Origin of the sequence: Enterovibrio norvegicus DSM 15893 (assembly GCF_900115495.1) — a bacterium.
Taxonomy (GTDB): Bacteria; Pseudomonadota; Gammaproteobacteria; order Enterobacterales; family Vibrionaceae; genus Enterovibrio; species Enterovibrio norvegicus.
Window position 1 is genome coordinate 19,031 of record NZ_FOWR01000010.1, and the last position, 26,065, is coordinate 45,095.

General features: G+C 47.4%; 26 protein-coding genes. 17 read left to right on the forward strand and 9 right to left on the reverse strand.

Translation table 11 applies throughout. The features are described 5' to 3' along the window. Positions 1 to 77: 77 nt before the first annotated feature. The 3 genes from BM082_RS07940 to BM082_RS07950 form a co-directional block, all read right to left on the reverse strand. Positions 78 to 1,703, reverse strand: coding sequence for a methyl-accepting chemotaxis protein (locus BM082_RS07940; protein WP_074926446.1), 1,626 nt, complete (start codon positions 1,701 to 1,703; stop codon positions 78 to 80). 466 nt (positions 1,704 to 2,169) lie between these two features. After that, complete coding sequence (locus tag BM082_RS07945) at positions 2,170 to 3,033, reverse strand: LysR family transcriptional regulator (protein ID WP_074926449.1); 864 nt, start codon at positions 3,031 to 3,033, stop codon at positions 2,170 to 2,172. Between the two features lie 228 nt (positions 3,034 to 3,261). Next, complete coding sequence (locus BM082_RS07950) at positions 3,262 to 3,654, reverse strand: hypothetical protein (RefSeq protein ID WP_074926452.1); 393 nt, start codon at positions 3,652 to 3,654, stop codon at positions 3,262 to 3,264. A 616-nt stretch (positions 3,655 to 4,270) separates the two neighbouring features. Here BM082_RS07950 and BM082_RS07960 point away from each other — a divergent pair. Continuing rightward, the gene (locus BM082_RS07960) at positions 4,271 to 5,476 is read left to right on the forward strand and encodes a pyridoxal-phosphate-dependent aminotransferase family protein (protein WP_017012761.1); all 1,206 of its coding nucleotides are present in this window, start codon (positions 4,271 to 4,273) and stop codon (positions 5,474 to 5,476) included. Between the two features lie 126 nt (positions 5,477 to 5,602). On the opposite strand, the gene BM082_RS07965 is transcribed toward BM082_RS07960, so the two are convergent. The 3 genes from BM082_RS07965 to BM082_RS07980 all read right to left on the reverse strand — a co-directional run bounded on the left by BM082_RS07965 (position 5,603) and on the right by BM082_RS07980 (position 9,106). Further along, positions 5,603 to 6,574: a hypothetical protein gene (locus tag BM082_RS07965; protein WP_074926461.1), complete on the reverse strand. Its 972-nt coding sequence runs from the start codon at positions 6,572 to 6,574 to the stop codon at positions 5,603 to 5,605. A gap of 682 nt (positions 6,575 to 7,256) precedes the next feature. After that, positions 7,257 to 7,466, reverse strand: coding sequence for a transcription antiterminator/RNA stability regulator CspE (gene cspE, locus BM082_RS07970; RefSeq protein WP_005423776.1), 210 nt, complete (start codon positions 7,464 to 7,466; stop codon positions 7,257 to 7,259). A 635-nt stretch (positions 7,467 to 8,101) separates the two neighbouring features. Then, positions 8,102 to 9,106 (reverse strand): sialic acid TRAP transporter substrate-binding protein SiaP, encoded by a 1,005-nt coding sequence (locus BM082_RS07980; RefSeq protein WP_074926468.1) that lies wholly within the window; start codon positions 9,104 to 9,106, stop codon positions 8,102 to 8,104. 259 nt (positions 9,107 to 9,365) lie between these two features. On the opposite strand from BM082_RS07980, the gene BM082_RS07985 reads away from it, so the two are divergent. The 4 genes from BM082_RS07985 (at position 9,366) to BM082_RS07995 (ending at position 12,795) form a co-directional block, all read left to right on the forward strand. Then, positions 9,366 to 10,430, forward strand: coding sequence for an MBL fold metallo-hydrolase (locus BM082_RS07985; protein WP_074926471.1), 1,065 nt, complete (start codon positions 9,366 to 9,368; stop codon positions 10,428 to 10,430). 185 nt (positions 10,431 to 10,615) lie between these two features. Beyond that, positions 10,616 to 10,762 carry a hypothetical protein gene (locus BM082_RS25060; protein WP_017012045.1) on the forward strand — a complete coding sequence of 49 codons (147 nt, stop codon included), beginning with the start codon at positions 10,616 to 10,618 and terminating at the stop codon, positions 10,760 to 10,762. 159 nt (positions 10,763 to 10,921) lie between these two features. Further along, positions 10,922 to 11,824 (forward strand): pyridoxal-phosphate dependent enzyme, encoded by a 903-nt coding sequence (locus BM082_RS07990; protein WP_074926475.1) that lies wholly within the window; start codon positions 10,922 to 10,924, stop codon positions 11,822 to 11,824. A gap of 101 nt (positions 11,825 to 11,925) precedes the next feature. Continuing rightward, positions 11,926 to 12,795: a hypothetical protein gene (locus BM082_RS07995; RefSeq protein WP_074926478.1), complete on the forward strand. Its 870-nt coding sequence runs from the start codon at positions 11,926 to 11,928 to the stop codon at positions 12,793 to 12,795. Here the strand turns inward: BM082_RS07995 and BM082_RS08000 are convergent, their stop codons facing one another. Further along, the gene (locus tag BM082_RS08000) at positions 12,796 to 13,689 is read right to left on the reverse strand and encodes a LysR family transcriptional regulator (protein WP_074926481.1); all 894 of its coding nucleotides are present in this window, start codon (positions 13,687 to 13,689) and stop codon (positions 12,796 to 12,798) included. A 146-nt stretch (positions 13,690 to 13,835) separates the two neighbouring features. Between BM082_RS08000 and BM082_RS08005 the strand changes: the two genes are divergently transcribed. Continuing rightward, complete coding sequence (locus tag BM082_RS08005; RefSeq protein ID WP_017017882.1) at positions 13,836 to 14,507, forward strand: type 1 glutamine amidotransferase domain-containing protein; 672 nt, start codon at positions 13,836 to 13,838, stop codon at positions 14,505 to 14,507. A 28-nt stretch (positions 14,508 to 14,535) separates the two neighbouring features. On the opposite strand, the gene BM082_RS25420 is transcribed toward BM082_RS08005, so the two are convergent. Continuing rightward, a complete protein-coding gene (locus tag BM082_RS25420; RefSeq protein WP_017017881.1) occupies positions 14,536 to 14,661 on the reverse strand; it encodes a hypothetical protein in 126 nt (41 codons plus the stop codon). 348 nt (positions 14,662 to 15,009) lie between these two features. Between BM082_RS25420 and BM082_RS08010 the strand changes: the two genes are divergently transcribed. The 11 genes from BM082_RS08010 (at position 15,010) to BM082_RS08060 (ending at position 25,109) form a co-directional block, all read left to right on the forward strand. After that, positions 15,010 to 16,263, forward strand: coding sequence for an aromatic ring-hydroxylating oxygenase subunit alpha (locus BM082_RS08010; protein WP_074926484.1), 1,254 nt, complete (start codon positions 15,010 to 15,012; stop codon positions 16,261 to 16,263). Positions 16,264 to 16,425: 162 nt separating this feature from the next. Beyond that, positions 16,426 to 17,541, forward strand: coding sequence for an FAD-binding oxidoreductase (locus BM082_RS08015; RefSeq protein WP_017017879.1), 1,116 nt, complete (start codon positions 16,426 to 16,428; stop codon positions 17,539 to 17,541). Positions 17,542 to 17,919: 378 nt separating this feature from the next. Continuing rightward, positions 17,920 to 18,438, forward strand: a complete 519-nt coding sequence (locus BM082_RS08020) for an Hcp family type VI secretion system effector (RefSeq protein ID WP_017012035.1) — start codon at positions 17,920 to 17,922, stop codon at positions 18,436 to 18,438. A gap of 84 nt (positions 18,439 to 18,522) precedes the next feature. Then, positions 18,523 to 20,532, forward strand: coding sequence for a type VI secretion system Vgr family protein (locus BM082_RS08025; RefSeq protein WP_017012034.1), 2,010 nt, complete (start codon positions 18,523 to 18,525; stop codon positions 20,530 to 20,532). Further along, the gene (locus BM082_RS08030; protein ID WP_074926487.1) at positions 20,529 to 21,545 is read left to right on the forward strand and encodes a DUF4123 domain-containing protein; all 1,017 of its coding nucleotides are present in this window, start codon (positions 20,529 to 20,531) and stop codon (positions 21,543 to 21,545) included. The genes BM082_RS08025 and BM082_RS08030 overlap by 4 nt, the downstream gene beginning before the upstream one ends. Further along, positions 21,542 to 22,402: a hypothetical protein gene (locus BM082_RS08035; protein ID WP_017012032.1), complete on the forward strand. Its 861-nt coding sequence runs from the start codon at positions 21,542 to 21,544 to the stop codon at positions 22,400 to 22,402. The genes BM082_RS08030 and BM082_RS08035 overlap by 4 nt, the downstream gene beginning before the upstream one ends. 2 nt (positions 22,403 to 22,404) lie before the next feature. After that, on the forward strand, positions 22,405 to 22,989 hold the full coding sequence (locus BM082_RS08040) for an SMI1/KNR4 family protein (protein WP_017012031.1): 585 nt from the start codon (positions 22,405 to 22,407) through the stop codon (positions 22,987 to 22,989). Then, positions 22,986 to 23,537 (forward strand): SMI1/KNR4 family protein, encoded by a 552-nt coding sequence (locus tag BM082_RS08045; protein ID WP_017012030.1) that lies wholly within the window; start codon positions 22,986 to 22,988, stop codon positions 23,535 to 23,537. Before BM082_RS08040 ends, BM082_RS08045 begins: the two co-directional genes overlap by 4 nt. A gap of 1 nt (position 23,538) precedes the next feature. After that, on the forward strand, positions 23,539 to 24,111 hold the full coding sequence (locus tag BM082_RS08050) for an SMI1/KNR4 family protein (RefSeq protein ID WP_074926490.1): 573 nt from the start codon (positions 23,539 to 23,541) through the stop codon (positions 24,109 to 24,111). A 1-nt stretch (position 24,112) separates the two neighbouring features. Then, positions 24,113 to 24,799, forward strand: a complete 687-nt coding sequence (locus BM082_RS08055; protein ID WP_074926494.1) for a hypothetical protein — start codon at positions 24,113 to 24,115, stop codon at positions 24,797 to 24,799. Positions 24,800 to 24,809: 10 nt separating this feature from the next. After that, the gene (locus BM082_RS08060) at positions 24,810 to 25,109 is read left to right on the forward strand and encodes a PAAR domain-containing protein (protein ID WP_017017874.1); all 300 of its coding nucleotides are present in this window, start codon (positions 24,810 to 24,812) and stop codon (positions 25,107 to 25,109) included. A 164-nt stretch (positions 25,110 to 25,273) separates the two neighbouring features. Here BM082_RS08060 and BM082_RS08065 read toward each other — a convergent pair whose 3' ends face one another. Beyond that, positions 25,274 to 26,038, reverse strand: coding sequence for an EAL domain-containing protein (locus tag BM082_RS08065; protein WP_074926497.1), 765 nt, complete (start codon positions 26,036 to 26,038; stop codon positions 25,274 to 25,276). Positions 26,039 to 26,065 lie beyond the last annotated feature (27 nt).

Consider the following 26,065-nt stretch of genomic DNA (forward strand, 5'->3'; position numbering starts at 1 on the left):
TATCACTCAACATATGCGCGTATTCGTTACGTGCATCCACGCACTATGAGTCCGCAAAGACGCGCACAAAAAGCGAATTAAACGCGGAAGAACGACAATTCTTGTTTTTGGCTTTCCGCCAGCTTAGACAAGTCTTGGCTGGCCTGTGCACTCTGGCTGATACCCGTAACATTTTGCGTGATGATGCTCGACATGTTGGTGATATTACGGTGAATGTCTTGCGTCACTGCCGACTGCTGTTCCGCTGCGGTTGCCACCAAGGTGTTCATGTCTGTAATTTGTGCCACAGAACGCGTAATGCCATTCAGCGCTTCATTCGCTTCTTGGCTTAGCTCTTGCGTGCGCGCCAGCACATCCATACATGTGCCCATGCTGTCGCCCGCTTGTGCCGCTTGATGTTGAAGACCTTCGATGATTTGTTGAATCTCTTTGGTCGACGCTTCAGTACGCGCAGCCAGCATGCGTACTTCATCAGCTACCACCGCAAAGCCACGACCAGAGTGTCCAGCGCGCGCCGCTTCAATCGCCGCGTTCAGTGCCAACAAATTAGTCTGCTCAGAAATACCACGGATCACTTCTACCACGTGGCTAATGCGCACAGATTGCTCGCGCAGCGTCGTTACGACGGTTGCCGTGTTCTCAATGGATTCCGCCATTTGCACAGCAGCTTGTGAGCTTTGCTCGAAAATCGACAACCCTTGAGACGCCAGTTCATCAGTTTGACGCGCAGCATGATCGGCATTCACCGCGTTATCAGACACATTGTCAGCCGTGCTCGAAAGCTCAGTGACCGCAGAGGCTACTTGTTCAATTTCGCCTTGCTCTTGCTGTGCATTCACGCTCGATTGCGTCATAACCGTCGCCAACTCTGTTGATGCAGCAGCCACGTCATCGCTGATACTGAACAACGTCGTGACAGTACGACGCAGTTGGTCAACGGTCTGGTTCGTATCACGTCCCAAGCGCGCTAACTCATTAGTGCCTTCATCTGATGCTTTTGCATTCAAGTCGCCTTGCGACAACTTACGCATCACATGTTGTAATTCAGACAGTGGTTTCACGATAACGCCAGACAACCACCAGCCAATGATCATCGCGACCAACATTGCCATCATCAGCACAGAACCCGTGGTGATCACCATGTTCTCGCTGTTTTCATCCGACATTTTGAGGTCGTTTTCCACCAACGGATTGATGAATGCAGACATCTCACTCACGGCTTTCATCATGTCTGCGCCCATCACGCGATATTCACTGACCATGTCTTGATAGCTTTTATCATCCACCTGCGCGTTAAAGTACGCTTCAATGGTTGGTTGCGCTTTTACGTTGGTGTAACGCGTGTAATCGCTGATGCTGCGTTCAAGGTCTTGCGACACTTGGCGAAGCTGATCTGAGTGACCCATGTTGCGTAATGTGGTCAATGCCTCATTCGCCAAATCTGCCACGTTGCGATCCATGTTTTTCGCACGATCAGCATCGTAAATGCCGTAAATCGCTTCAACACGCATTGCCCACGCAAGGTCTGCGAGTTTTGCAATCACATCTTTATCTTTAACAACCTGACGGGCTGTTTGGCTCGTTGCAACCAACGAAGTTTCCACTTCACTTTTTGCAAGAATTAAAACCGCAGAGACACTCAGTACTAAAAGGAGGATCGGGATCAGAATCTGATGCCGAATAGAAATATTGTTAAGTGACATTTGTTTAATCTTCCCGCGAACCACTCATTAAAAATCGAGCGCATTATGCGACCTAGATCACTCAATTCCAATAGGGAGAATACGTTTATTTGGATTTATTTTGAACTGCATGTTCGATCGTCAAATGCATGGCTACAGTGTCAAAAAAACCTTGCTGTTCGTATGCTTAGATTCGTCGACAATCCATTCCATAAAACCAACGATGAAAAGGTATTTACAGCAAACAGGCCCAACTAAAAACATCCAACAAACCAGACAAATACAACGCATTTTCCGAGTGCCGTCGTTGTTTTAACCACGTTTAAGCTGCCATTCAATGCACTAAAACCAATGGCGATCGCATCAGGATGGTGATTGTTTAAGCAAGCAACGCTGGGACGTAAACAAAGGACAGCGCGTTTGTTATTTGAGCACAAAAAAAGCGCCTCTAATGGGCGCTATTTTTAATGAGAAATGTCGCGTCAATTTATCCGAAATCGTGCACGGCTTGTTCAGTAAACGCATCAACAAGTGAGTTAATGTCTTCGTGTTTTTCGTTCACAGACAACCACACCATGAAGAGCTCGTTTTCCATGGCTGGACTGTCTTCCACGAGGTGCAGTTTACCCGCATCAATCCAAGGCTGAGCGATGGTGGATGGCAAGTACCCAACACCACCACGGTTAAGCAAAAACTTGGTCGCAGGTTGGCAGCCGTGGCTATGCAGCACAGGGGTTCTTTGCAACGAAGGAATGCGGCTATGCTCCACAGAGAAACGAGTGCCCCAATCAAGGTAAACCAACGGCAAGGCGCCAATGGTTTCCATGGTTTGCTCTGGCTCGCTTGAGACCAGCACCAAGCTGAAATCCGTCAAACGAACTTGCTGTAAGTCTGCCAATTTCGGCGGCTCACTGGTCAGCACTACATCGACTTGTTTTTCAAGTAATGCATTGGAGATTTGCTGACGGCTTAGAGACTCCGTACGCAACGCCCATTCCGGCTGAATCGCTTCTACTTGCTCTAGCCATTCGCTGCTGTTGTCGATTTCCCAAATCAGCGAGGTCGCACCAACCGTCAATTGCTGCTGGTAGCTGTCCGTCAGCGCCACATCCTGACGTGCACGTCCCCACGTTTGGAGAATGCTTTCTGCATACGGTACAAAGCGCTCACCCGCGGCTGTCAGGCGTAAATCGCCACGTTTACGGGTAAAGACGGGCGTACCGAGTTTGATCTCAAGCTGACGGATACGAAAACTCACCGCAGATTGGGTTAAATACAAGTTTGTCGCAGCTCGGCCAAAATGACGAGTCTTGTTCACTTCTAAAAATGTGCGCAGTAAATCTGTATCCATCTCAGCTCTAAAACCATAAAAAATATTAAGATGCGTTATCGGGCAAAAAGCCGATGCGGTCAAGGGTTAACGACACAATTTTACATGGGTATGCGCCCTAACGGTGGCTTTGGGTTTAATTTGTTCACTCAATGCTATCCGTTCACACCGACGTCCCAACATTGCCGCCCTTTCGTGGCATAAAAATGCCCAGACAGACTGGGCATTTTTATGCTGCGTGAGAATACGCTATTTATGCGCTTTGTGTCGGCGATGGAAACGGGTTTTATCGTGTCGTTCTTGCTCTTGTTGATGTTGATGTTGATGCTGAATCTTATACCGAGAAGCACTCAATCGTGCCAATGCATACACACCATGCGCCAAACACCAGCCAAGAATGAAATATCCCCAATGGCCGACCCACATCCCAATCACCGCAGAAGCAGCAAACAGAAAGACTGACAGCAAAACAACATTGAGCACTTTCGCTAAGCGCCAGTTCGCTTTGTAGCTTCGACCCCAGAGGACAAACACGCTCAAATTAATGAAGGTTACCTGCCTCGCATACAGCCGCTCTAAGTAAAACGCGAGCCAAGCGCCCCAAGCGCCACCCATCAGAAAATCACTCCATACATCCAACATCTTGCCTCCTCGTTCGTATTGAGGCTGGTTTATGGTTTCCGTTTTGTATTTCAACGGCGCTTTATATTTCAACGGCGCTGTGTATTTCAACGGCATAGTTCGTGTGAAACTCGCAGTTCCCATGAAACTCGCGGTTCCCGTGAAACTAGCTGTTCCCGTGAAACCTCGTTATTCACATGGAACCTCGTTATTCGTGTGCAACCTAGCTGCTCTCGTGAACCGTTACTCTGGTGGATAGTTACTCTAGTCGTCAGTTGCGTTTAAAAAAGTGTAAGACGCGATGTCTTGGACACGTGTTCGATCAAAGAGACTCAAGAAAGGTTCCTGAGCACCGAAACCTCTCTGCAATAGTCCATAGTCAATCAACAGTGACGCACCGGTTAGCAGAATTCCTTACAAGATCGGGGACTTGAGACAACAGAGGGATAGGAATAACAACCTGTCTGCTCTAAGATGCCAAGACAGTCGTTGGAATTTGAAACCATTTAAAAATACCCAGACAAACTTTACATGCGGGAAGCGCTGCATTTTTAATGTGTGTGGGGAACATGAACATCACCGAGATAGTGCAATAGACCCTCATGAGGTCACGCTGTCCGGTAAACAGGAGTATCGCGTGCGCATATCTGCCCCAATCGTTGAATCATTAGACACCATATTGCCAGATGAACCTTTACTAATGATGGGTGCAGGCCCTGTGCCGATTCCAGCCAAAGTGGCCGCCGCCAATGGCATCGTGATCAATCACCTTGGTGAAACCATGTCACGTATTATCGAGCAGGTAAAAGCCATGTCTCGCTACGTGTTTCAAACCGACTCAACACACATTATGGGCGTTGCAGGCCCAGGCTCCGCTGCCATGGAAATGGCCGTAGCCAACTTAGTCGCCCCTGGCGATGCAGTGCTATCGGTCAGTAATGGGTTCTTCAGTGGTCGCCTTGCTGAAATGTCAGACCGTGTCGGCGGCAATGTAACGCGCCTTATTGTCGAAGAAGGAATAGCCGCAGATCCTGACACCGTGGCAACCGCCATAGCCACGCACCAACCCAAAGTCCTGACCATCGTACAAGGTGAGACATCGAATACCGTCTATAACCACGACCTGCCCGCGATTTGTCGTGCAGCGAAAGCGGCGAATTGTCTCGTCATCGTTGATGCGGTGTGCACACTCAGCACCATGCCATTAGACATGGATGAATGGGGCGTTGATGCAGTGATTACAGGCGGTCAGAAAGGATTAAGTTGTATCCCCGGCGTTTCACTGGTGGCCTTCTCAGATAACGCATGGGAAAAAATCACCACCCGAGAAGACACCCTCCGCCACTGGTGCTTGGACGCCAAACTTGCCGACAAATTCTGGTACCAAAGCTCTTACCATTACACCGCGCCAGTATCCGGCATCATGGCGATTCATGAAGCATTGCGTCTGATCTGCGAAGAAACGCTACAAGCGCGCTTTGATCGCCACTTGAAATGCGCATTAGCGCTTCAAGCAGGCATTGAAGGTTTGGGGCTAGACCTCTGTGTTGATAAGGCATCACGATTGAATTCCGTCGTCGGTATTCATGTACCAAAAGGGTTAAATCAGAAAGACATATTGAGCCACATTTCCCGTGAGTTTCGCGTTGAAATTTCGGGCTCATTTGGCCTAAACATTATTCGTATTGGGCAAATGGGCGAACAATGTCGCGTGCACAACATATTCCGAACCATTCATGCTTTAGGCTCGACAATACAAGCGCTTGGCGGTGAAGCAAACCTCCCTAGAGGTGTTGCCATGTTAGAGAAAACCTTGCAGGAATATCGCCCCGTGTTTGCATAACAATGACACCAGTGAACAAGACTAAAAAAGGCAGCCACGAAGGGCTGCCTTTTTGATTGAAATTGTTTTAAGTACACGAGTTTTAACAGCATTGGGCGAACACTTAACCACCACTTTCTCACACGCTTAATCGTAGATCTCGCCGCGATCCAGCACCACTTTCCCGTGCTCCATCAATACAGTGAACACATGGCTTGGAGACGTTTCTACTTCCTGTGAGCACAACCTTAGGTACTCGCCGTCTTGTTCATACGCATGGTCCACCGTGATGCGGTGGATCTGATTACGGGTTAAATATCGTGAGATGTTAGCCATCGCATTTTTCACCTCCACAGAGGCTTCCGCATCACAGCCCAAAAAGTACAAGCTAAAACTGCGTGAAAGCATCATGAATGACATGTCTATTGATTCATCAGAAAATTCAGTAATGTTGCGGCCTGACTGATCCAAAGCGCGTGTCTTGTTGCTGAAGAGCGACATGTTGTATTCATTGATATAAACCACGAGATCTTTGTCGTCGCTGGTAAACCTTGCAGCTTGGCGCTGCAGCATGACTAACGCCCCTTCTTCTCCCCCCCAATAAGGGGAACAGCTGTAGCCCGATGACACGACTCGGCTATCCAACCCAAGGTCTGCACCGATTGCAGACAAGAAATCATGCACCGACAACGTGATGTTGTCTTTTTCGTTTTTCAGTAGCGTAATAAATTTGGATTCAAGGAAGACTTTGGGATGGGCTAAGTCAGGAAAGAAGTGCTTTCGAACATCCACCTTCAATGACACTCTTCGGCGAGCCTCTCCCACCAAAAAGTGAAACTTCATCTTTCGTGTAAACGGGTTGTAGCTCGGTTTTTTGAAGGAATTGAAGCGCACTTTTTCACGCACGCACATCAGATAAAGACGAGCTTCGCCCAACACATCTTCAATGTGGTGTTTCAAGTTGGCGCGGTAATCGACAACGTATTGGCTGAGCTGCTCGCTTTCTGCGGAAAATTTAGCATCCACAAGAATGTCGCACCAAAACATATCAGTGCCAATAAGTTCTGCATGCCAATGTCGATTGACTGCAGTGAGGGTCTTTCGCAGCTTCGCTTCCAATCTCTAAATCTCAGATACCATTTCAAGGATTTGCAGTTAAAAGAGTAGCTTAATTTGAGAAAATCGCGGTGTGGAAGGCCTGTGAGTGACAAGAAATTAGGGGCGAATCAACAAAACGCTTAATGGGTGACATCAAACAATCGATAGGTGATGAAGGTCGCGCAAGGATGCATTGGGAAACCCAATACGACGATCCTGTGCTGTTGGTGAATGGGGGAAGACTTAGAGAGTGAGCAAAGCATTGCAGCAATGAAGGCGTTTACTTGAATGGGAGGAAACGCCCAGGGCTTACTTTTTCGAACGTGATTTAAAGGTTTTGATCGCGTTGTCTTCACGGGTTTGTTGGAACCAAAATCGTTTTCGACCTGTTGAACGTGACATATTCTTCCTTACTGTTTCTGATCAGCATAAAACCAAGCTATGTGCTGTTTTTTTATCGTGAACACTGCATGGCAACGTCATGATTTTCATTGTTATTTATAGAAATATAGCTGAGAAATATGTAACTGGAAGACAAATATGGAAAAGAGATATTTGGGGAGTTAATAATTTTTGCTAGAAGACGATAAAAATAATGGGGGTGTCGCTGATGGAATGGGTAAAACTAAAGCGTGTTACGAGGAGTGAAACGCTAGATAAAAAAGAGGCGTAAGTAGCAAGCTACCTACGCCGCCTTTCGAAATTACAGAGCTACTACGTTAGCAGCTTGTGGGCCTTTTTGGCCTTGCTCAACTTCGAAAGATACTTTTTGGCCTTCAGCCAAAGTTTTGAAGCCTTCAGAAGCGATAGCACGGAAGTGAACGAATACGTCAGCACCGCCGTTGTCTTGAGTAATGAAACCGAAACCTTTCTCTTCGTTGAACCACTTAACGATACCAGTAGTCTTAGACATAATGTGTCCCTTAATATTTAGTTGATAATAAATTTTCGCGATAATGCGAGGCACTGGCGCTTGAATTATTGAATGTGACGATGAAGCTAAGGGAAACACTAAGGATTACCACGGTTACGAAGAAATCTTGAGGTTTTACTTTGGCTTGAAGTTCCATTAATAAATCTGAACATACAGAGCGAGGCGAATAATACCGTAGCCGAGAGATTAGTAAAGGGTTATTTTCACTTTTTCACGTTAACTGGACGGATCGTGACCTACTACTTCTTTCATCAATTCCGATTGGTGCTTTTTTAATCAATAAGGTATGGCGATCTGTACCAGAGATAAGATGGTTCAATACATTTTTTCGCAGGCTTACACAACGCGCCGTCACATTGAAAAAAACAACCCTTTATGGGATGGAGATCTCATTTACGACCTGCCCACATTTTTAAAGGCGTTCAGACAATTTCTCAAGGTGTCCGGCCCCCTCAATAACGCTGACATCATCAATGAGTATATTGCGCATTTTTCGAGGGGAATTCGGCCAAGCACAGGGCGATTTTTCGTGGTCGCGGTGCCCAAAAAGTTAACACCGCCACACTGAGTGTTGGACAACATCAGGGCAGCGGTTGAAAGAGGTATTAAGCGATTTACAGTGCGTTGATTTTCTCAAGCAAACCATCTGGCCATTGCTTGGCGTAATCAGACTCTAAATAGGCCGCTTGAACCGTGCTTTGGAATGCGTCCAAATCGGGCTCATACACGTTCATTCCCTTATCGATAAAAAACTGCGCCAGTTTTGCTTCTAACGTAAGTTGCTTCTGACGCGCTGATTCAGCCGCATCGTCAGCCGCCTTTTGAACAATCACTTGCTGGTCGACTGTCAGCCTATCAAATACTTTTTTAGAGATAGCGATATAGTTCAAATCGACCAAGTGCCCTGTCAGCACGATTTGTTTGGTGACTTCATAAAACTTCGCATCTTTACTGGTTGGTAATGGGTTGTCTTGACCATCCACAGTGCCGGTTTGCAAACCCGTATACACCTCTGAAAATGCCATGGGGGTTGGGCTCGCACCCAAAGCACGGCCAAGGAATTGCCATGCGTCACTGCCCGGCATGCGTAATTTCACCCCTTTCAAATCCTCAGGTGTTTTCACCTCTTGCTCCGTCCGCAGGTTCAGATGACGTCGCCCAAGGTACATCACACTCAACAGCTTCACGTCCAATAAGGCTTCGGTTTTTTCTTTTAATGGCGCCATAAAATCGGCATCAAACACCCGCTGCTGATGTTCCGCATCACGGTGAACATAACCTGCAGAGAAAATTGAAAACTCAGGGATGAACTCTGCCAATTCCTGAGCAGAAGTGATCGTCATGTCTAGGTTGCCACGCGCAATGGCTTCCAGATCCGTCCCCTGCTTAAACAAAGAACTGTTCCAATGTCCTTCAAAGTCAGCAAATGGCGCGACCGCCTCACCAAACACTGCCGTCATCGCGACCGCACGTTGATCGGTAGCAGACGCTGGCGCAGACATTCTAAGCTTGATGTCAGCCGCTGTCGCGAGGCTAGACGCCCCAATAACCAGTGCAGCAGCCACACCTATTAGGCAACGTTTAACATGATGCTTTGATAAAGGTTCTTTTATTTCCATTTTTATTGACCCTTTCTGATGGCTTTCAATTCAGCGCTTTACGATCACGCTATCCCTAATACTCCTATTAATAATGCTAGGTCACTCGACAACACAATGCCTCAAATGACTCACATTTTATTTGACCGATTTGGTTAACAATCTGTTTCTCGTTACGGCATTTATCGAACAAATAGCGCGCTTTATAGTGCTCATCAACGGCACGAAACAATGCCAATCAGCCGATGAATCCATAACAACAACGCACGAGAGATACGACATGAAAGCATTTAAAGTAAGCCTAATTGCCGCTGGGTTTGCCACCCTGTTTACCACTGCAGTCTTCGCAGAAGAAACAAGATCTTTTACCTACCTACCAGACGGCGGATACCCATCAACCACCGACGCCACCTTTGTAGCGCCTAGCGCAAAAACAGCCCTTAACGTGGGTGACAAAATTGGAAACCTGACCCAACGAAACTTTAACGGTGACGTGATCGTTCAAAAGCTGACGGACAATGCCTATTGGGTTCAAATAGGCTTTTACAACACCGTGTTTCTTGTCGGTGATGACGGTGTGCTCTTGATGGACCCACTGGCCTATGGCAGCGGTGAAGCAGTGCTTGCTGCAATTGCAGATGTCACCGACAAACCTGTCACCGCCGTGGTCTATTCACACCACCATGAAGACCACATTGGTGATATTTCCGTGTTCGAGAAAGCGGCAAAAGACGCCGGCGTGAAGCTTGAAATCATTGCGACAGATGCCACCGCAAAAGGCATGAAAGCGCACGGGAGTGAGGTGACGCCCGCAACCAAAGAACTCAAGTTCAGCGGAGACAGCTTCACGTTTGGTGATGAGACCATCACCGTCTATGGGCTTGCAGATTCTGCGCACACTTACGACAGTGCACTTTGGATATTGGAAAACGCAAAAATTGCGCATATCCCAGATGTGGTTAACCCAGACCAAATGCCGTACCTGAACTTTGGTGGTTCAGACACCTTCGAAGGCTATGAAGATAACCTTGCGTTTATCAAAGCCAAAGAGTGGAAGTATTTCTCAGGCGGGCATGGGAACATTGGCAGCAAAGACGATTTCACGTTCATGCAGGAATACGTGGCTGATCTGAAAGCCGCCACGGGCGACGCGCTCGGCAGCGTGAATCCTGGCGATTACTTTGTGGCGAAATACAACAACCACCAAGCATCAGCAAAAGCCTATTACGATGCCATCACAGCAAAAGCCATGGACACCTTACGTCCGAAGTACGGCGAGTTTTACGGATTTGAAGCCTCTGTGCCTGACCAAATCGTCATGGTACGCGATGCCATCAGCCACTGATTGAACACCTAGGAACCTGCACACAATCAACAAGTGTAAAGGTGCTTTGTCTTACTCTCCGTACAAAATGGTGCCCTAACACAACCATTACGTACACCTAACATTGGTTCACTTGTTTTGAACGACAGTAAAGGTGCTGCAGCAAAACACTACCCAATGACTCCACAGGAAAAGGAGAGTAAGCGATGACAATGCTAAAAACACTGATGTTAGCTCTAGCGGTTTTCTTTACAGGTTCAGCACTGGCTACCTCGACCGATGGGGGCAATAAGTGCCCAGAAGGGTCAGAAGCTCCAGAGTGCCAAGTGAAAGACGATAACAGCGGCTCTTAAACCAAGCCGATAGCAAGCAGGCGCTTTTCTGGGTTGTAGAAGCGCCTGTATTTTTTGTTTGGTTTCTCACTCAGCTTCCCATTCGCCAGCACCTTTTACTCCCCTCTGCACCCACATCGTGTTTATACTGCCTGCGGTTATTTCAATCCAAGCCTGCATATGAAGCTCGCCAACAGTCCCGTTACACAACACGTCTTCGACGGTATTCCTTTTTTCCTCAAGCGTGACGACCAACTTCACGGTCACTTTTCGGGAAACAAAGCCCGCAAGCTGATGTCGCTTCTTGCTTACGATGATCCTAAGATCACCCATTTGATTGGTTATGGTTCACCGCAGGCCAACTCCTTGTTATCCCTTGCGGCGCTCGCGTCCATCAAAGGTTGGCAGTTAGAGTTTTACGTTGATCGCATTCCAAGTTGGCTAAAAGAAAGCCCGATTGGGAATTATCGTGGAGCATTAGATCTGGGCGCGAAAGTCATTGCGATGACAGACATCTGCGCCGAATCTACCCACCCTGCCGATTTCATTCACAAGCACCGACAAGATGAAAATCACCTGCTTGTGCCTGAAGGTGGTCGATCACCGATTGCAGAAGAAGGCGTCAAAACCCTTGCGGACGAAATTCTCGCGTGGTCACACTTCCATCAAGAAAAGCCATTGGCCGTCGCGTTACCTGCTGGCACAGGTACCACGGCGCTGTATTTGCACAAGCATTTACACCCGCACGGCATCGAGGTGCTTACCTGCCCTTGTGTTGGTGGGGAAAGTTACCTTGTTTCACAATTTGAAGAGCTGGCCGAAACCCGCCATCCCACCATTTTGACGCGCGATCAGAAACATCACTTTGGAAAGCTGTACGAACAAGATTATCGCGTGTGGCAATCCTTGCTTGAACAAACCCACATCGAGTTTGATTTGTTGTACGACCCGATGATGTGGCGATGTTTACAGACTTGGTACCCACAGAACGCTGACAAACAACTGCTCTATATTCACCAAGGTGGCATTTTAGGCAACGAAAGTATGCTGCCAAGGTATGAGCGAAAATACGATTTACGCTAACGCGCATTACACACTGGGTCTCATTAAAAACACCCAACCCTTCGCAGCCGAACTGCTAATCTCGCCTTAGATAAAACCAGTTGTTGCACAAGGAAACGTGTATGAAGTTATGGGGATGGGGATGTTTGCTGTTCTTGGTCGGATGTGCGAACACCGACAATAACACGCGTTCGAATAACATAGAGAAAAGCTACACGCATCACAATGTATGTAGTGAATGGGAAAAAGAAGCCCGAAATCCACGCAATATTTTGCCTCGAAAACTCGCCACAGGGCTGACAGCCAAGCGCCTCGATATCATCAATGACGACTTTTCATGCCATATTAATATGGTGATTGAGATTGATGACGATCTGCTCATTTATCCTGATATGGAAGGAAATAACCGAGCAGAAAAGGTCGAAGCCTTCAATTCACCTAAAGGTCAATTGACCCTGTTCGATGGCCTCCACCCCGGCATGCTCGAAAACATTATCGAAGGCAAAAAACACTGGAACGACGTTGAAGGGTTCAAGTTTTCCTTTCAGATCGATTTTACCTCAGGCGACACCAACACGGTGGTCATCAATACACTCGATAACACAGGCTTTGCCGCTGGCGACAGTTGCTACAGCAAATTCATCGCCATTGATTTATGTGCCTATGCGGAAGAAGAAGCATTACTCACACAGAAAAAAGACCTCTACAAGATTCAAGATACCGTCATCTTAGATAAGGTGTCATCTGCCGGAAAAGTGCTGACCCTTGAGTATGCCTATTTACCTGAATTTGATTATGTCTTGGATGGCACCAATGTTCAGCGACAGAAAATCCGAGCGGCCAGCTTGAAAACATTAGAAAGAGAAGTGTGTGGCAAACCAGCCGCAAAAAGAGGCTTTGTGAAAGCTGGCGGTGAAGTGAGGATGATTTTAAAAACCACCAACAATCAGCTCACCTATTCAACAAATGCACTCACCTGTGCTTCACACTAGTTACTCTTTCCATCCCTCAAAGTGCGTCAACAAATGATCGATAGCAAGGCGCGCTTTGAGGGGTAAGAACTTGCGGTTTTGATACACCACCCATGAGGTAATTTTCTGCGTCCAAAAAGGGGCGAGCACCGGAACCAAGTCACCGTCCTGAACCGCTTGTTGGAAACTGCTTTTGGGCATGTAACCAATCCCTAACCCGCCTTTGCATGCCTCCACCAAAGCATTGGCGTTATTACAACGAAAACGCCCTGACACTTTCACAGGTATCTCTTTCCCCGCCTGCTCAAACAGCCATGTATCGTTGTTAGTGATCAAGCAAGAATGCTGCGCTAACGCTTTGGGATGGTTCGGCTCACCATGTTCCAAAAGGTAATCAGGCGACGCAACCGCAATCAAACTGCGGTCAGCGAGCTTTCTGGCGACCAACCCTGAATCTTGCAATCGTCCATAACGGATAGCGAAATCGATACCGTCTTCCACGAAGTTGACGTGGCGGCTACTGAAATCCACTTCAACCGTCAATTTAGGATGTTGTTTGGCAAACTCCACCAGCGCAGGGGCAATGAATTGTTCGGCAAACGACCCAGCCATACTGATGCGGAGCGTGCCTTGCAAATCAACCTGCGCGCCCGTCACCATCTCATTGGCTTGATCGAGCCCGCTCACCAACTCTTGGCATTGTAGATAATACTGCTGACCCGTTTCTGTGAGTTTCACCGAGCGTGTAGATCGCGCAAAGAGCGCCGTGCCAAGGCGTTGTTCTAGTCGCGACACTTGGCGAGAAACGTGGCTGACCGAGCAATTCAAACGACGGGCAGCTTCACTGAAGCCCTTGGCGTCTGCCACTGTCACGAATTCAACAATGCCATCAAAACTGAGTGCGTTTAGGTTCATTTGATTATTGTTATATAGCAAAGACGGTTTTTCATTTTAGCGGATTATCACCTATATAGCGAAAGCATAGAATGGTCGACATCAAACGGCTTAGCTCTGTCCAAAAATGGCGTAGCCACGCCCACTCTCATCAAAAGGATGACGTTATGAAAAAGGTTCTAATCATCGTTACGAATCATGCCACGCTTGGCACAACCGATCAGGCGAACGGTACGTACGCCCCTGAGATGACTCACGCGTTGGATGCATTCTTGCAGGCGGGTTTCAGCTACGACGTTGCTTCTATCAATGGCGGCGCAGTGCCTTTCTACGGTGAAGACATGGAAGGCGATGACGTTAATACGCGTATTTTTAACGATGCAGAGTTCCAGTCTCGCGTGAACAACACCATTCCCGTTAACCAGCTCAACATCGACGATTACGATGCCATTTTCTACCCTGGTGGGTTCGGCCTGCTGTCTGATTTGGCAGATCATGCCCTAACAGCAAGCCTAGCGGCATCGCATTACGAAAAAGGCGGCGTGATCGGTTCCGTGTGTCATGGCCCTGCGGGTCTGCTTCCTATCACTCTGAGTAATGGACAGCCATTGATCGCCGATAAGAACGTGACGGGTTTTACGCGTGAAGAAGAAGTGGATTTCGGCACCATCAACGACATTCCTTTCCTGCTGGAAGAATCGCTAACACGTAAAGCCGCGAAATTTAGCAAAATCCAGCCTTGGGGCGTGCATGTCATCGTTGACGAGCGTCTTGTAACAGGCCAAAACCCAGCAAGTGCACACGGAGTGGGTGAAGCCATGGTCGCATTGCTGAAGTAACGCAAACTGCGTGAAGAAAAGCACAACTTTAAACGTCGGTGACGAGCAAACCACTGCCTTGCTCGGCACTGACGTTTTCTTTATTTCTGTCAGCCATGATCGGGCAAAAAGCCCATGATATTCGCTCATCATCGTGGCGCGCCGCACTGCTCATCTTTCCCAAACCCTCCCGCTCAAACCCTTTCCCCTCTCCTGATGGAGAAATGCCAAGCGTAAAGCGCCTTTCTTATTGATAAATAAAATATTTCACCATCTTTCCGCATTAAACGAATGCGCAGCACGGTTCTCTTTCCGTCGTAAAAAAGCGCGTATCACGTCGTAAATAAATAATTACCCCCAAACAAAAAGAGCCATTATCCAAATGTAGACCTCTCAAATGCCGCAAAGAAAGCGGTTTAAACACGCGCGCGTAGGCGTGTTTGTTGTTCAGAATGTCGACAAAGGATTGCCATTTGAGAGTACAAAATGCATGTCGTGGGCAAGACGAAGGGAAGGAAGCAAGATGAACCAAGTGCCGATTAAACACATCGACAGCGATGTCATTGATAAACACGCTGTCAAAACCATGCTCGAGCGACGCATTCCAGACTTTACGCTTGAACAACCCTTCTACAACAGCCCGGAGATCTTCCGCATCGACATGGAAGAAATCTTCGGCAAAGAATGGATATTTGCAGGCATGACCTGCGAGTTTCCAAAGCGCGGTAGCTTCACCACGCTCGATGTGGGCGGTAATCCCATCATTATCGTTCGCGATAACAAAGACCAAATTCGCGCCTTCCACAATGTTTGTCGTCACCGTGGCTCCAAAATCTGCACAACGCAAAAAGGCAAATCCGCCAAGCTCGTCTGCCCTTACCACCAATGGACCTATGACCTCGATGGCTCATTGGTCTTTGCCGGCGTCGACATGGGCGACGATTTTGATAAATCGCTGTATAGCCTGCATCCCGTGCATTGTGAAAATGCAGGCGGCTACATCTTCGTTTGCCTTGCAGATACACCGCCGCCAATCCAAGAATTTCTCGATGATCTGAATCACTACCTCGAACCCTACGACATGGCGAACACCAAAGTTGCCTTCGAAAGCACCATCATCGAAAAAGCAAACTGGAAACTCGTGGTCGAAAACAATCGCGAGTGTTACCACTGTGATGGCTCCCACCCCGAATTACTGCATACCTTGCTTGAGTGGGATGACAACAATGACCCACGCGCGACACCAGAATTCATTGCTTTAGTAGAAAAACAGCAAAAGCTCTGGTCAGGGCATGACATCCCCTTCAAATTCAAAGGCGCGTATGGCCTTCGAAACCGCATGGTGCGCACGCCACTCAAAGAAGGCACCCACGCCATGACCATGGACGGCAAAGCCGCCAGCAAAAAGCTCATGGGCCGCATCGACACCCCCGATCTTGGCGTGCTAAGGATTCTGCACTTACCGAACTCGTGGAATCACGGTGGCGGCGACAACCTCATCGCATTCCAAATCCTGCCTGTGAGCCCGCAAGAAACCAAAGTTATCACACGTTGGATCGTGCACAAAGATGCTGTTGAAGGGGTGGACTACGACGTTGAAAACCTAATTCACGTATGGATGGCAACGAATGCCCAAGACCGTACGCTCGCTGAAACCAACCAACTGGGCGTGAACTCCAAAGCCTATCAACCAGGCCCATATTCCAAGACGTATGAGTTCGGCGTAATCAACTTTGTTAACTGGTACTGCGAACAGCTAGAAGCCAACCTCGGGTAAGTGTTGGTGCGTTTTGGTATGTGCATGTCGTATTTGCATAAATCGTGAAACGCAAATGGCAACAAAATCCAAGAAAAGTGCATGGTTTTCATACCGAAAACACGAACAAAAATACGTTGGCTATCAGAATAATAGTGCGCTCACTGCTTGGGGAACGAAACAATGAATGACGTAGAAGTGATACCCGACAACAGCCTCAACCCCGTTAATACACAAACCTGGGTCAATGGGCGACACCTTGTGCGCTGTGTGAAAGTGATCCGTGAAACGCATGACGTGAAAACCTTCTGCTTCATGAGTCAAACCCCCATCATGTATTTCTTCAAGCCAGGGCAATTCGTCACGCTTGAGCTAAACATTGGTGGCGAGCAAGTCATGCGCAGTTACACCATGTCCTCTTCGCCTTCCGTGCCTTACAGCTTTTCCATCACGGTAAAACGACTCAAAAATGGCTTAGTGTCGAACTGGCTACATGACAACCTCAATATCGATGACGAAATTGCGGTTCACGGCCCTGTCGGCAACTTCAACTGTATCGACAACCCCACCGATAAAGCACTGCTCCTTTCTGGCGGTGTCGGCATCACGCCAGTGATTTCCATGGCGCGATGGTGGTATGACACCAATGGTGCAGTGGACATCAAATTCGTGCACAGCGCCCAAACCCCGCGAGACATCATCTTCCTCAAAGAACTGGAATTGATGAACGCACGCATTGATAACTTCGATCTCAGCATCATTTGTGAGCGCTACGACCCCGGACAAAGCTGGCACGGTTACAGGGGCTTTCTCACCAAAGAAGTCTTGTTGCTGATCGCGCCCGATGCACTTCAACGCGAAGTCTATTGCTGTGGGCCAGAACCTTACATGGCTGCTGTGCGAAAAATGCTGATGGAAATCGGCTTCGACATGCGCCAATACCATGAAGAAAGCTTCGGCGCGACACCGATAGAAGTGCAGGAAGACGCGGAAGAATCCGCAGAACAGGCACTGATCACCGACGAAATCCCCGTCCCCGGATTCACCGTCGAATTCGTTGATGAAGGCATGTCTGTCACCGTCAGTGAAAATGAAACCATTCACACTGCCAGCACAAAACTGGGTGTACATGTACCCAAAGCCTGCGGCATGGGCATTTGCGGGTCATGCAAAGTGAGATTGCTGTCTGGTGAAGTCACCATGGAGCACAACGGCGGGATAAGCGAAGAAGAGGAAGAAGAAGGCTATATCCTCAGTTGCTGCAGCAAGGCGAAAACAAACGTGTCTATTGAAACCTAATGTGACCGACAAACAAACCCTGTCTTCGCCCCTCTTTGTCTTCATGCAGATATAGAGGGGTAAATAAGAGAGCGAGACTCCCGCGCTTGCTCTCTCAACAACTCATATCACTAGTCAGTCATCATTTGTGCTTGCCACACTCACTTTATCGATAACCTCGCAACTGCGTTTAATCCTAAACGACGTGAGGGATACTTCCCCTTTCTGAGCGGGACAAAATTCGCCCACCGAGCAAATTATCGCCAACCTTTGAGCAAAATGTTGCTCAACCAGAGGAGTTCAACGCCCTAACTGACTGTATTGATTTATAGATACAGTTGGCATTGTTCATGCTGCTCAATAATTGAACAGCGATCATTCATAGACAAGGACAACGCCATGCCAACTCCATGCTATATCTCAATTGAAGGCAAAACACAGGGCAACATCACCGCAGGTGCTTTTACGGCAGATTCGGTGGGTAACATCTATGTAGAAGGCCATGAAGACGAAATGCTCGTCCAAGCCTTTGACCACATTGTGACCGTTCCCACCGACCCTCAAAGTGGTCAGCCATCCGGGCAACGGGTGCATAAACCCTTCAAGTTCACTGTCGCCCTCAATAAAGCGGTCCCCTTGATGTACAACTCTCTCGCGTCAGGCGAAATGCTGCCAACCATTACCTTAAATTGGTATCGCACCTCAGTAGAAGGTAAGCAAGAACACTTTTTCTCCACCGTACTGACTGACGCCACCATTATCGATATCGACTGCAAAATGCCGCACTGTCAGGACAACGAGAAGAAAGAGTTTACCCAGTTGGTCACCGTGTCCGTTGCGTATCGAAAAATCGATTGGGAACACACAGTGGCAGGTACCTCAGGCGCCGATGACTGGCGAGCACCGATTGAAGGCTAAAACATCGATGTCACAACATAATACGGCGTCAGCTATCTCAACATAGCCACTCACGACGCAACAGTTGCTAGGGATAACACCATCATGGCGAGTGCGACAGGGCTACAGTTCACCTTTCAAACCAGCAACCTCGAACCTTCCTTGTTTGGGGTGCTCGCGTTTTCTATCGAAGAAGGGCTCTCCACCCCTTTTTTGGTCAACGTTGAACTCATCAGCCGTGACGCTGGCGTCTCGCCTGACAGCATCGTAGACAAAGATGGCCTGCTCTGTATATGGATAGACGGCATACTTTACCGGCAATTCCACGGCATCGTCAGCCGCTTCACCCGCGGGGATACCGGTCACGCACAAACCTACTACACGCTTGAACTGGTGCCCGCACTACAACGGCTGTCACTAAGACAAAATAGCCGTATTTTTCAATGTGCCGATATCACGCAAATCATCGCTACATTGCTTGAAGAAATGGGCGTCGATAATTTCGCGTTCTCACTGGTGCATGCCCCTGCAACCAGAGAATATTGTGTGCAATACCGTGAGTCAGATTTAGCCTTTGTTGAACGCTTGGCTGCAGAAGAAGGCCTGTTTTATTTCTTTGAGCAATCAGAGGGGAAGCATACCCTAATATTTGCCGATGACCCCTCAACCCTTTCCAGCATCACAACGCCATTAATCTATGAACCCAATATCGGTGGCGTTGCAGAATCTCCCTACATTAGAAGTTTCCGACCTTCTAGCAAAATGGCGTCATCCAGCGCCACGCTAAAAGATTACAGTTTTAAAAAACCAGGATATGGGTTTCTTCATACCCATACAGGGACGGAACTCGCGTTTCAGCGCGCTACCTATGAGCACTACGATTACCCAGGACGATACAAAGATGACGGTTCAGGAAAACCCTTCACACGGTATCGCCTCGAATCACTGCGCGCAGAGAGCATTTACGCAGAGCTCAAAAGTAACATTCCCGCCCTTTCACCTGGCGTTAAGTTCACCGTGGAAGGCCCTGAAGATGTGAGCGATATCAGCCAAGAGTGGCTTGGTATTCGCGTCAACCACGTGGGTACACAGCCACAGGCTGCTGCAGAATTTGGTGGCGAGGGACAAACCACCTACAACAATGATGCCTTTGTCATTCCCAGTTCGCGTCACTGGCGACCCAAACCCAATGTGAAACCCCGCGTTGATGGCCCCCAAATCGCCCTGGTTGTCGGCCCTGCCAGTGAAGAAATATTTTGCGATGAATACGGCCGTGTAAAAGTGCAATTTCCTTGGGATCGCGTCGGTGAATGGAATGAAAACTCAAGTTGCTGGGTGCGCGTCGCCCAAGGTTGGGCTGGCGCAAGTTATGGCGCCGTTAGCGTGCCACGTATTGGGCATGAAGTGATCGTCAGTTTTCTCGAAGGCGATCCTGACCAGCCCATTATCACTGGTCGTACTTACCATGCGGCCAATTTGGTGCCGCAAGCCCTGCCCGCCAACAAAACCCAAACCGTATTAAGAACACAAACCCACAAAGGTGATGGCTTCAACGAACTGCGGTTTGAAGACGAAGCAGATCAAGAAGAGATTTATGTTCACGCCCAAAAAGACGTGAACCGCACAATTGAAAACAATGAAAGTGACGTCGTCGGAAACGACAGACACCGAGACGTGAAAAACAATGAAACCGTGAAAATCGGCGACACACAATCGGTGAGCGTCGGCAATGACCAGCATATAAAAGTGAATCGATTCCTAACAGAAATGGTCGGCGTTGCCAGCACACTGACGGTCGGAGGGGCCTATCAAGTCACTGTTGGTGCGGCTAAAAACGAATCTGTTGCCCTTGTGAGTGCAGAACAAGTCGGCACCATAAAATCCATCGTGGCAGGCAAATCCATCCATTCGAACACCAAGAAATACGTGGTACAAGCCGAGAAAATCGTACTCAGTACCAAAGGCGCGATGATTGAAATGGATGCCTCTGGCATCACCATCAAGGGCACCAAAGTTAAAATCAAAGGAAGCACCATCGACTTCTCAAGCGCAGGCGGCGGTGACAAAGAAAACAAGCCCTTCAAAGAAAAATGTAATGCTAAGGGGGGCAAATGACGCCACACGAACAATTGCGTGAACAGCTACTCAACGCTTGTCTCATCAACAATGATCAAGATTCGCACGACAGCACCGTCCGTTTGCGGATCTTTGCCCTGCTCGATCCCTCTCACAACGAGCAACTTATTGCTGCAGTGCAAGGCATGTCGAGTTCACATCGCTGCTTGTTTGAGGGAGAAGACTATGACGAGTTTGAAGAAGAATCCCCTTGGATAGCAACACTTAACCCAGAAGAACCCTTACTCGATTGGTTGTTGCAAGAAACCTTTGGTCAACAGCAAGCGATTTACATTGTTAGCCACGAGGGAATAGATGCCCTGTTTACGGCGTTTCAGCGAATGAAAGAGATCGTCGAGCCCAGTGGTGAATTAATCTATTTTCGTTTTTACGACGGCAGTACCCTGAACCGCTACCTACCTGTCTTGTCAGAAGGGCAGCGTCGTGAATTTTTTTCCTCTGTCACCACCCTCTTTGCCGAAGAAGGGGAAAACGGATTCTTCCAATATTCGCTCAATCACGATGCAAGCCTCTATTGGGCGGCGCATGGGGAAATTAAAGAGGCAGGTATCTACCCACTCCCAGGAATTCAAACCGAAGAATACGATCCCGAACTGCCGTGGTTCTTCAGTGAAGAGCAATTACAGTTTCCACTGCTCACCCATCGCGACGAATTGATTGATGACCTGATCGAATACCTCGAATATGAAGAAATCGATTCCATCCATTTCTATCCCAAAGGATTTCTGCGCGCCATGATCAACCAAGGCATCGAGCATTGTTTCCACTACAGCATTCTGGATCTCGCCCATATTCGTTTGTTCATCAATATCATGTGGACAATTAACCCACAATTTCACCTTCAACCTATCATTCACCACGTTTTATCTGAATCCGTGCCAACAGAGACAAAATTCGACACCTTATTATCCGATGAATTTGAAGAAACTTGGGTGAGAGCAGGGGCAGAGAAATACAGCGAATGGTGGCCAGAAGAAGGGGCAACACAATGAGTAACGAATACGGCCGTCTACTCGAAGAGGCACGAGACAAAAAGCTCTGGGAAGAAGCTGGCGAGATCGCCAAAAACAACCCGCAGATCATCACAGATATTACAGGGATATTCGATCCCACCCCCGCAAGTGACGGAATTTCAACCATTATTTCTGTCGCCAAAGGTGATTGGCTCGGCGCAGGCTTATCTCTGGTGTCCATGATCCCTTATGCCGGCGATGCCCTCGCCAAGCCCGCGAAATTCGCCAAATATGGCAGCAAGGTTCAAGGTTTGGTCGGGCTAATGTTTAAGAAGTTCGACAACGTTGCCTCTATGACCAAATCTTATGCCAGTGTGTTGTCAAAAAAGCAGATCGTACAAGCGAGAATGCAAGCCCTGAAAAAAGCGAGAGAGCAAATGGTTGCCGCTCGTAAGAGAGCATTCAAGTGCAAAAAATGCGAGCAGTTTAAGCGTAAGCATCGAATGCCAACAACAGAGCATGGCACATGGAAACCCAAGGGTGCTAACGATCCCAACAGCTCTAATTTCGGGAAAGGCGAATTTACGTTCAATAAGAAGATCAAGTTGCCGGATCCCCCTGAAGGGCCTGGAGGGTATGCAAAATCAATAAAATACGATAAAGGCTTCCCTGTTTTTAACTCCTCACATGTAAAAGGTAAACGGTATTTAGCGGACGTGACCAATAATGTGAAAAAAGATACTCAAGCGCTTACCGCAGCAGGTGTTAAACATCCGGGAGATGGTTGGACGCTGCATCACTTTGAAGACGGTGCTGTGGGCTATGTACCCACCGATTTACATAATGCATCAAGTCACGCAGGATCCCGCTCAATCATGAAAACGGAGGCCTTCTGAGAATGAACGACTCTCAAAAAAATCAATTGCTGCGTTACTGGCGAGAACAGTCACAACGAGAAAAGAGTGACATCCCTCGCTTGTCAACGCAGGAAGAAATAGAGGACTTTGAATCTCATTTTTCGCTAAAACTCCCGAACTTCTTTAAGACATATCTTTTGGAATGTGGCATCGCCAGTTTTAACGACATAGATTGGAAATGCAGTGTGTACACAATAGATATCGGCGAAAAGAAGTACCTAGATTATGTAATGCATAACTACATTCGTAATTTGTCTCAGATTGAAAAGGAGCTGCACAACTTAAATAACGCCCTTCCTGACTATTGGGGCACAAACGCCCCATTGATTCCATCTCAGATGATTCCCATCGGAGATAGCTTGTCATCTGATAACGGATATCTGCTTATGAATCTATCAAATGACCACTATGGCTCACTATGGCATTGGCGATTTATCCAAGACGCTTGGGGAAGTGAAGATAACAACGCAATAATTCGAATTGCTGATAGCTTTGAACAATGGCTCGATGACTTAAAAAGTTGTGAAGAGGCAGAAAAAATAGTGCAAACAAGAGGTGGCGAATGAAAGCGATAGAACAACTTTGTAAGCAGATCATTTGGCGTCCTATCGACGTAGACGATGGAGAAAGTACCGAAATCTATTGTTCAAGTGATGAACAACTTTCTGATATTGAATCATTTCTAGGGGTCCAATTGCCCGACGACTACAAATGGTTTATGACACACTATGGGATGAGAATCATTGAAGACGAGCGCGTTAACCTCAATCTGAATGGTATATCAATGTCATTTCTTGGCATGTTTTCCGCCGCGGACGATGCGCTGATTGGAACCAAAATGTGGTCTGATAGCAAAAATGAAAGCCCCCGTATTCCGCCCAAAACACTGATCATTGCAGATTCAATTTCTGATGACCTCGTGATTATGAATCTGAATGATGATCATTACGGGCAGCTTTTTTTCATCAGTAACTTAACGTCTTGGGGAGCCTTTGAAGACGAGGATTATATGGTATTGCTGGCAGACTCTTTTACTGATCTTATGTCTAGAATCGTCCATAACGATGACCCAACAGAATCCGACTTCAACATTCCTGATGACATGATTTGCTGATATGACGAACAAAGAGGAGATCGAGATACTCAGCACACAAATCAAATGGGAGCCAATAGCCTCAGACGGTGGCATGACCGAACAGATGTACCTCTCTTCTGATAAAGAGTTAACAGCACTTAAGCAGTATTTAGGCGCAGAGCTTCCAGATGATTACGTCTGGTTTATGAAAAATATTGGCCGACGATTCTTCAATGATGATCGTATTCATATGAAGCTCAATGGTGTTTCGCTTTCATGTTTAGACTGGTTTAGAGACGCTGTCGATGTATTAACGTTTACAAAAATGGCGTCAGAAAAAGACGATGATGGCGACTTACAAATCCCTGCTAACCTACTCATCATTTCTGACTCGATTTCTCGAGACAATTTTCTACTGGATGTTTCTTCAGAACACTACGGGAAAGTTTGGTTCAGGCATCACGATGCTAAATGGCGAATGATGAACGCTGAGCGCGCAGATGGTTTAGTGCTTGTCGCCAATTCTTTTAGCGATCTCTCGTCAAAAATCATCAAAAACACCTCACCTAGCGACATCGATTTCAACTTTAGCAGTGATGACAAGATAGTCTAACATGGACACCTCAGCGCTTATTCGGATCGAGCAACATGCAGCAGCCGTTGTTGCCACTGAATATCGCCATCTTCCCTCATCGATCGTGTCATACTATTTAACGCCACCCGCTGTCGCCATTGCACTCAATAAGCAACAACTCACGTCAGTACTTTCTCGCAACCTGCGTTATCGCCGCCAATATGGGCTTTCTCCCCGCAATGTCTCTCTCAGCACTCAGCCCAGTATTCAGCAACAGGATTACCTACCCAAATTGGGGGTAGTAAGCTGGAAAGATTGCATCGGCATGGACATGCTACCTAAAGCGCTTCTGCTCCCAAGCGCACAAAATACCACCCTGACGTGTTGGCTCAACAATGTGTCAGATCGCATGGCAATGGTGCTCCATGCTTATCGCGTAACGGAAGAAACACCCACTTTTTACTTATTTCCTTATCTCGACTTTAGCAAGCGTTCAGAGTATCGATTGGCCGTGTCTTACGGTGAGCTAACGCATGTTCGATGCTATCGACGCAGAAACGATTTTCAAGCACAACATATTGAAGTGATCGCTGCTTGGTGGCGAAATATAAAGGATTGGCCGCCCACCGACGTCCTCGCGCACCTGTTCGTTGATGTGGTTGCAGGATCTGATCCTGGCCAATTTTTCATTATTGACGTCAACCCAAACCTTTCAGCCTACCACTAAGGAGAACACCATGGGGAAACCTGTTTGTTTACTCGGTAATATGCATCTCTGCCCTAAAGTGGAACCGGGCCCTGTGCCACACGTTGGCGGGCCAATCATTGATGCTGGGCAGAACCTTGTCACGGTGAATGGTATTCCAATGGCCGTTGTGGGAGGAAAAGCACTGTGCACAGGTGTCGGCATGCCCGATGATCTTACCTCTGGTTCACCACTGGTAAAAATAAACGGTAAAGCCGTTGTTCGAATGGGAGATAGCTGCGCTCATGGAGGGAAAACCGTACAAGGCTGGCCAACCATTACCATGGACTAATCCCTTGAAGCACGTCCTCCGTGGTTGTAGCAAGGCAAAAAAAGTTTCTTATAAAACCTAGAGAAGCGAATCACCTGAAATAAAAACATCAAACGGGTGCCCATCAACGCAGAGAAAAACTAAGTACAGACGAGGAGACTGTACTTAGCTCACCGTTAGTTCCATTAAAGTAACTGTGGATCAGCCAATAAATATCCTTGTAGGTAGTCACAATGTAACGTCATAACCTCTAACATAGACTCTTGAAATTCAACACGTTCAACGATCACTTCTTTACCAAAACTTTCTCTTATTTCAGATACAGTGTTTTTATATTGTAACGCCATATCAAGCTCAATCTTTATAAAACGAAAACACTCATTCGCCACAAGCGAGAAGTCCAAGTGTTGCCCCATTAGATCGAAATCGTCAAGCGCAAACTCAACACCAAGATCAAACAGCCTATATACACTTTTAATATCGAGTAGTTCAATATTTCGTTCCGTAATTTCAATAACCAAATTCGCGCCAGCGTAAAAAAGCGCTTGGTAAAGTTCATAAACCTCCACGGTTAGAAACGATAACACCTCAGGTTCCATATTGACAAATATCAGTTCACCTTCATCGAGGTTAATGTTTTTCTTCCTAACCTGTGATGTTAGGAATTTGATTTGCGCCTCAGCAAGGTTTCTCTTTCTCTCTCGCGATAAACCATCATAAAAAGCGTCCACATCATCAATATTATGTGGTCTAAAGAGTAACTCTCTCGCTTTTTTTTCGAAATGGCCGAATCGCCTAACTATAGGCTGACTAACAACACTAAACCTTACAACCCAACTTTCAATATTGTTGATCGCCCCGATCTGGATAGTATTATTAACGTTAAAAAAATGAAAGTCATCCAGCTTGTAATTACGGACTAAATTCGCAGATTTCTTAGTAGCAAACATTGTAATACCTCAACAAACAAAATTCAC

What these genes read in the sequence shown, in the direction of transcription:
- BM082_RS07940 (WP_074926446.1), bottom strand. Translation starts at nt 1,703, where the DNA reads ATGTCACTTAACAATATTTCTATTCGGCATCAGATTCTGATCCCGATC.
- BM082_RS07945 (WP_074926449.1), bottom strand. Translation starts at nt 3,033, where the DNA reads ATGGATACAGATTTACTGCGCACATTTTTAGAAGTGAACAAGACTCGT.
- BM082_RS07950 (WP_074926452.1), bottom strand. Translation starts at nt 3,654, where the DNA reads ATGTTGGATGTATGGAGTGATTTTCTGATGGGTGGCGCTTGGGGCGCT.
- cspE (WP_005423776.1), bottom strand. Translation starts at nt 7,466, where the DNA reads ATGTCTAAGACTACTGGTATCGTTAAGTGGTTCAACGAAGAGAAAGGT.
- BM082_RS07980 (WP_074926468.1), bottom strand. Translation starts at nt 9,106, where the DNA reads ATGGAAATAAAAGAACCTTTATCAAAGCATCATGTTAAACGTTGCCTA.
- BM082_RS07985 (WP_074926471.1), top strand. Translation starts at nt 9,366, where the DNA reads ATGAAAGCATTTAAAGTAAGCCTAATTGCCGCTGGGTTTGCCACCCTG.
- BM082_RS25060 (WP_017012045.1), top strand. Translation starts at nt 10,616, where the DNA reads ATGACAATGCTAAAAACACTGATGTTAGCTCTAGCGGTTTTCTTTACA.
- BM082_RS07990 (WP_074926475.1), top strand. Translation starts at nt 10,922, where the DNA reads ATGAAGCTCGCCAACAGTCCCGTTACACAACACGTCTTCGACGGTATT.
- BM082_RS07995 (WP_074926478.1), top strand. Translation starts at nt 11,926, where the DNA reads ATGAAGTTATGGGGATGGGGATGTTTGCTGTTCTTGGTCGGATGTGCG.
- BM082_RS08000 (WP_074926481.1), bottom strand. Translation starts at nt 13,689, where the DNA reads ATGAACCTAAACGCACTCAGTTTTGATGGCATTGTTGAATTCGTGACA.
- BM082_RS08005 (WP_017017882.1), top strand. Translation starts at nt 13,836, where the DNA reads ATGAAAAAGGTTCTAATCATCGTTACGAATCATGCCACGCTTGGCACA.
- BM082_RS25420 (WP_017017881.1), bottom strand. Translation starts at nt 14,661, where the DNA reads ATGAGCAGTGCGGCGCGCCACGATGATGAGCGAATATCATGGGCTTTT.
- BM082_RS08010 (WP_074926484.1), top strand. Translation starts at nt 15,010, where the DNA reads ATGAACCAAGTGCCGATTAAACACATCGACAGCGATGTCATTGATAAA.
- BM082_RS08015 (WP_017017879.1), top strand. Translation starts at nt 16,426, where the DNA reads ATGAATGACGTAGAAGTGATACCCGACAACAGCCTCAACCCCGTTAAT.
- BM082_RS08020 (WP_017012035.1), top strand. Translation starts at nt 17,920, where the DNA reads ATGCCAACTCCATGCTATATCTCAATTGAAGGCAAAACACAGGGCAAC.
- BM082_RS08025 (WP_017012034.1), top strand. Translation starts at nt 18,523, where the DNA reads ATGGCGAGTGCGACAGGGCTACAGTTCACCTTTCAAACCAGCAACCTC.
- BM082_RS08030 (WP_074926487.1), top strand. Translation starts at nt 20,529, where the DNA reads ATGACGCCACACGAACAATTGCGTGAACAGCTACTCAACGCTTGTCTC.
- BM082_RS08035 (WP_017012032.1), top strand. Translation starts at nt 21,542, where the DNA reads ATGAGTAACGAATACGGCCGTCTACTCGAAGAGGCACGAGACAAAAAG.
- BM082_RS08040 (WP_017012031.1), top strand. Translation starts at nt 22,405, where the DNA reads ATGAACGACTCTCAAAAAAATCAATTGCTGCGTTACTGGCGAGAACAG.
- BM082_RS08045 (WP_017012030.1), top strand. Translation starts at nt 22,986, where the DNA reads ATGAAAGCGATAGAACAACTTTGTAAGCAGATCATTTGGCGTCCTATC.
- BM082_RS08050 (WP_074926490.1), top strand. Translation starts at nt 23,539, where the DNA reads ATGACGAACAAAGAGGAGATCGAGATACTCAGCACACAAATCAAATGG.
- BM082_RS08055 (WP_074926494.1), top strand. Translation starts at nt 24,113, where the DNA reads ATGGACACCTCAGCGCTTATTCGGATCGAGCAACATGCAGCAGCCGTT.
- BM082_RS08060 (WP_017017874.1), top strand. Translation starts at nt 24,810, where the DNA reads ATGGGGAAACCTGTTTGTTTACTCGGTAATATGCATCTCTGCCCTAAA.
- BM082_RS08065 (WP_074926497.1), bottom strand. Translation starts at nt 26,038, where the DNA reads ATGTTTGCTACTAAGAAATCTGCGAATTTAGTCCGTAATTACAAGCTG.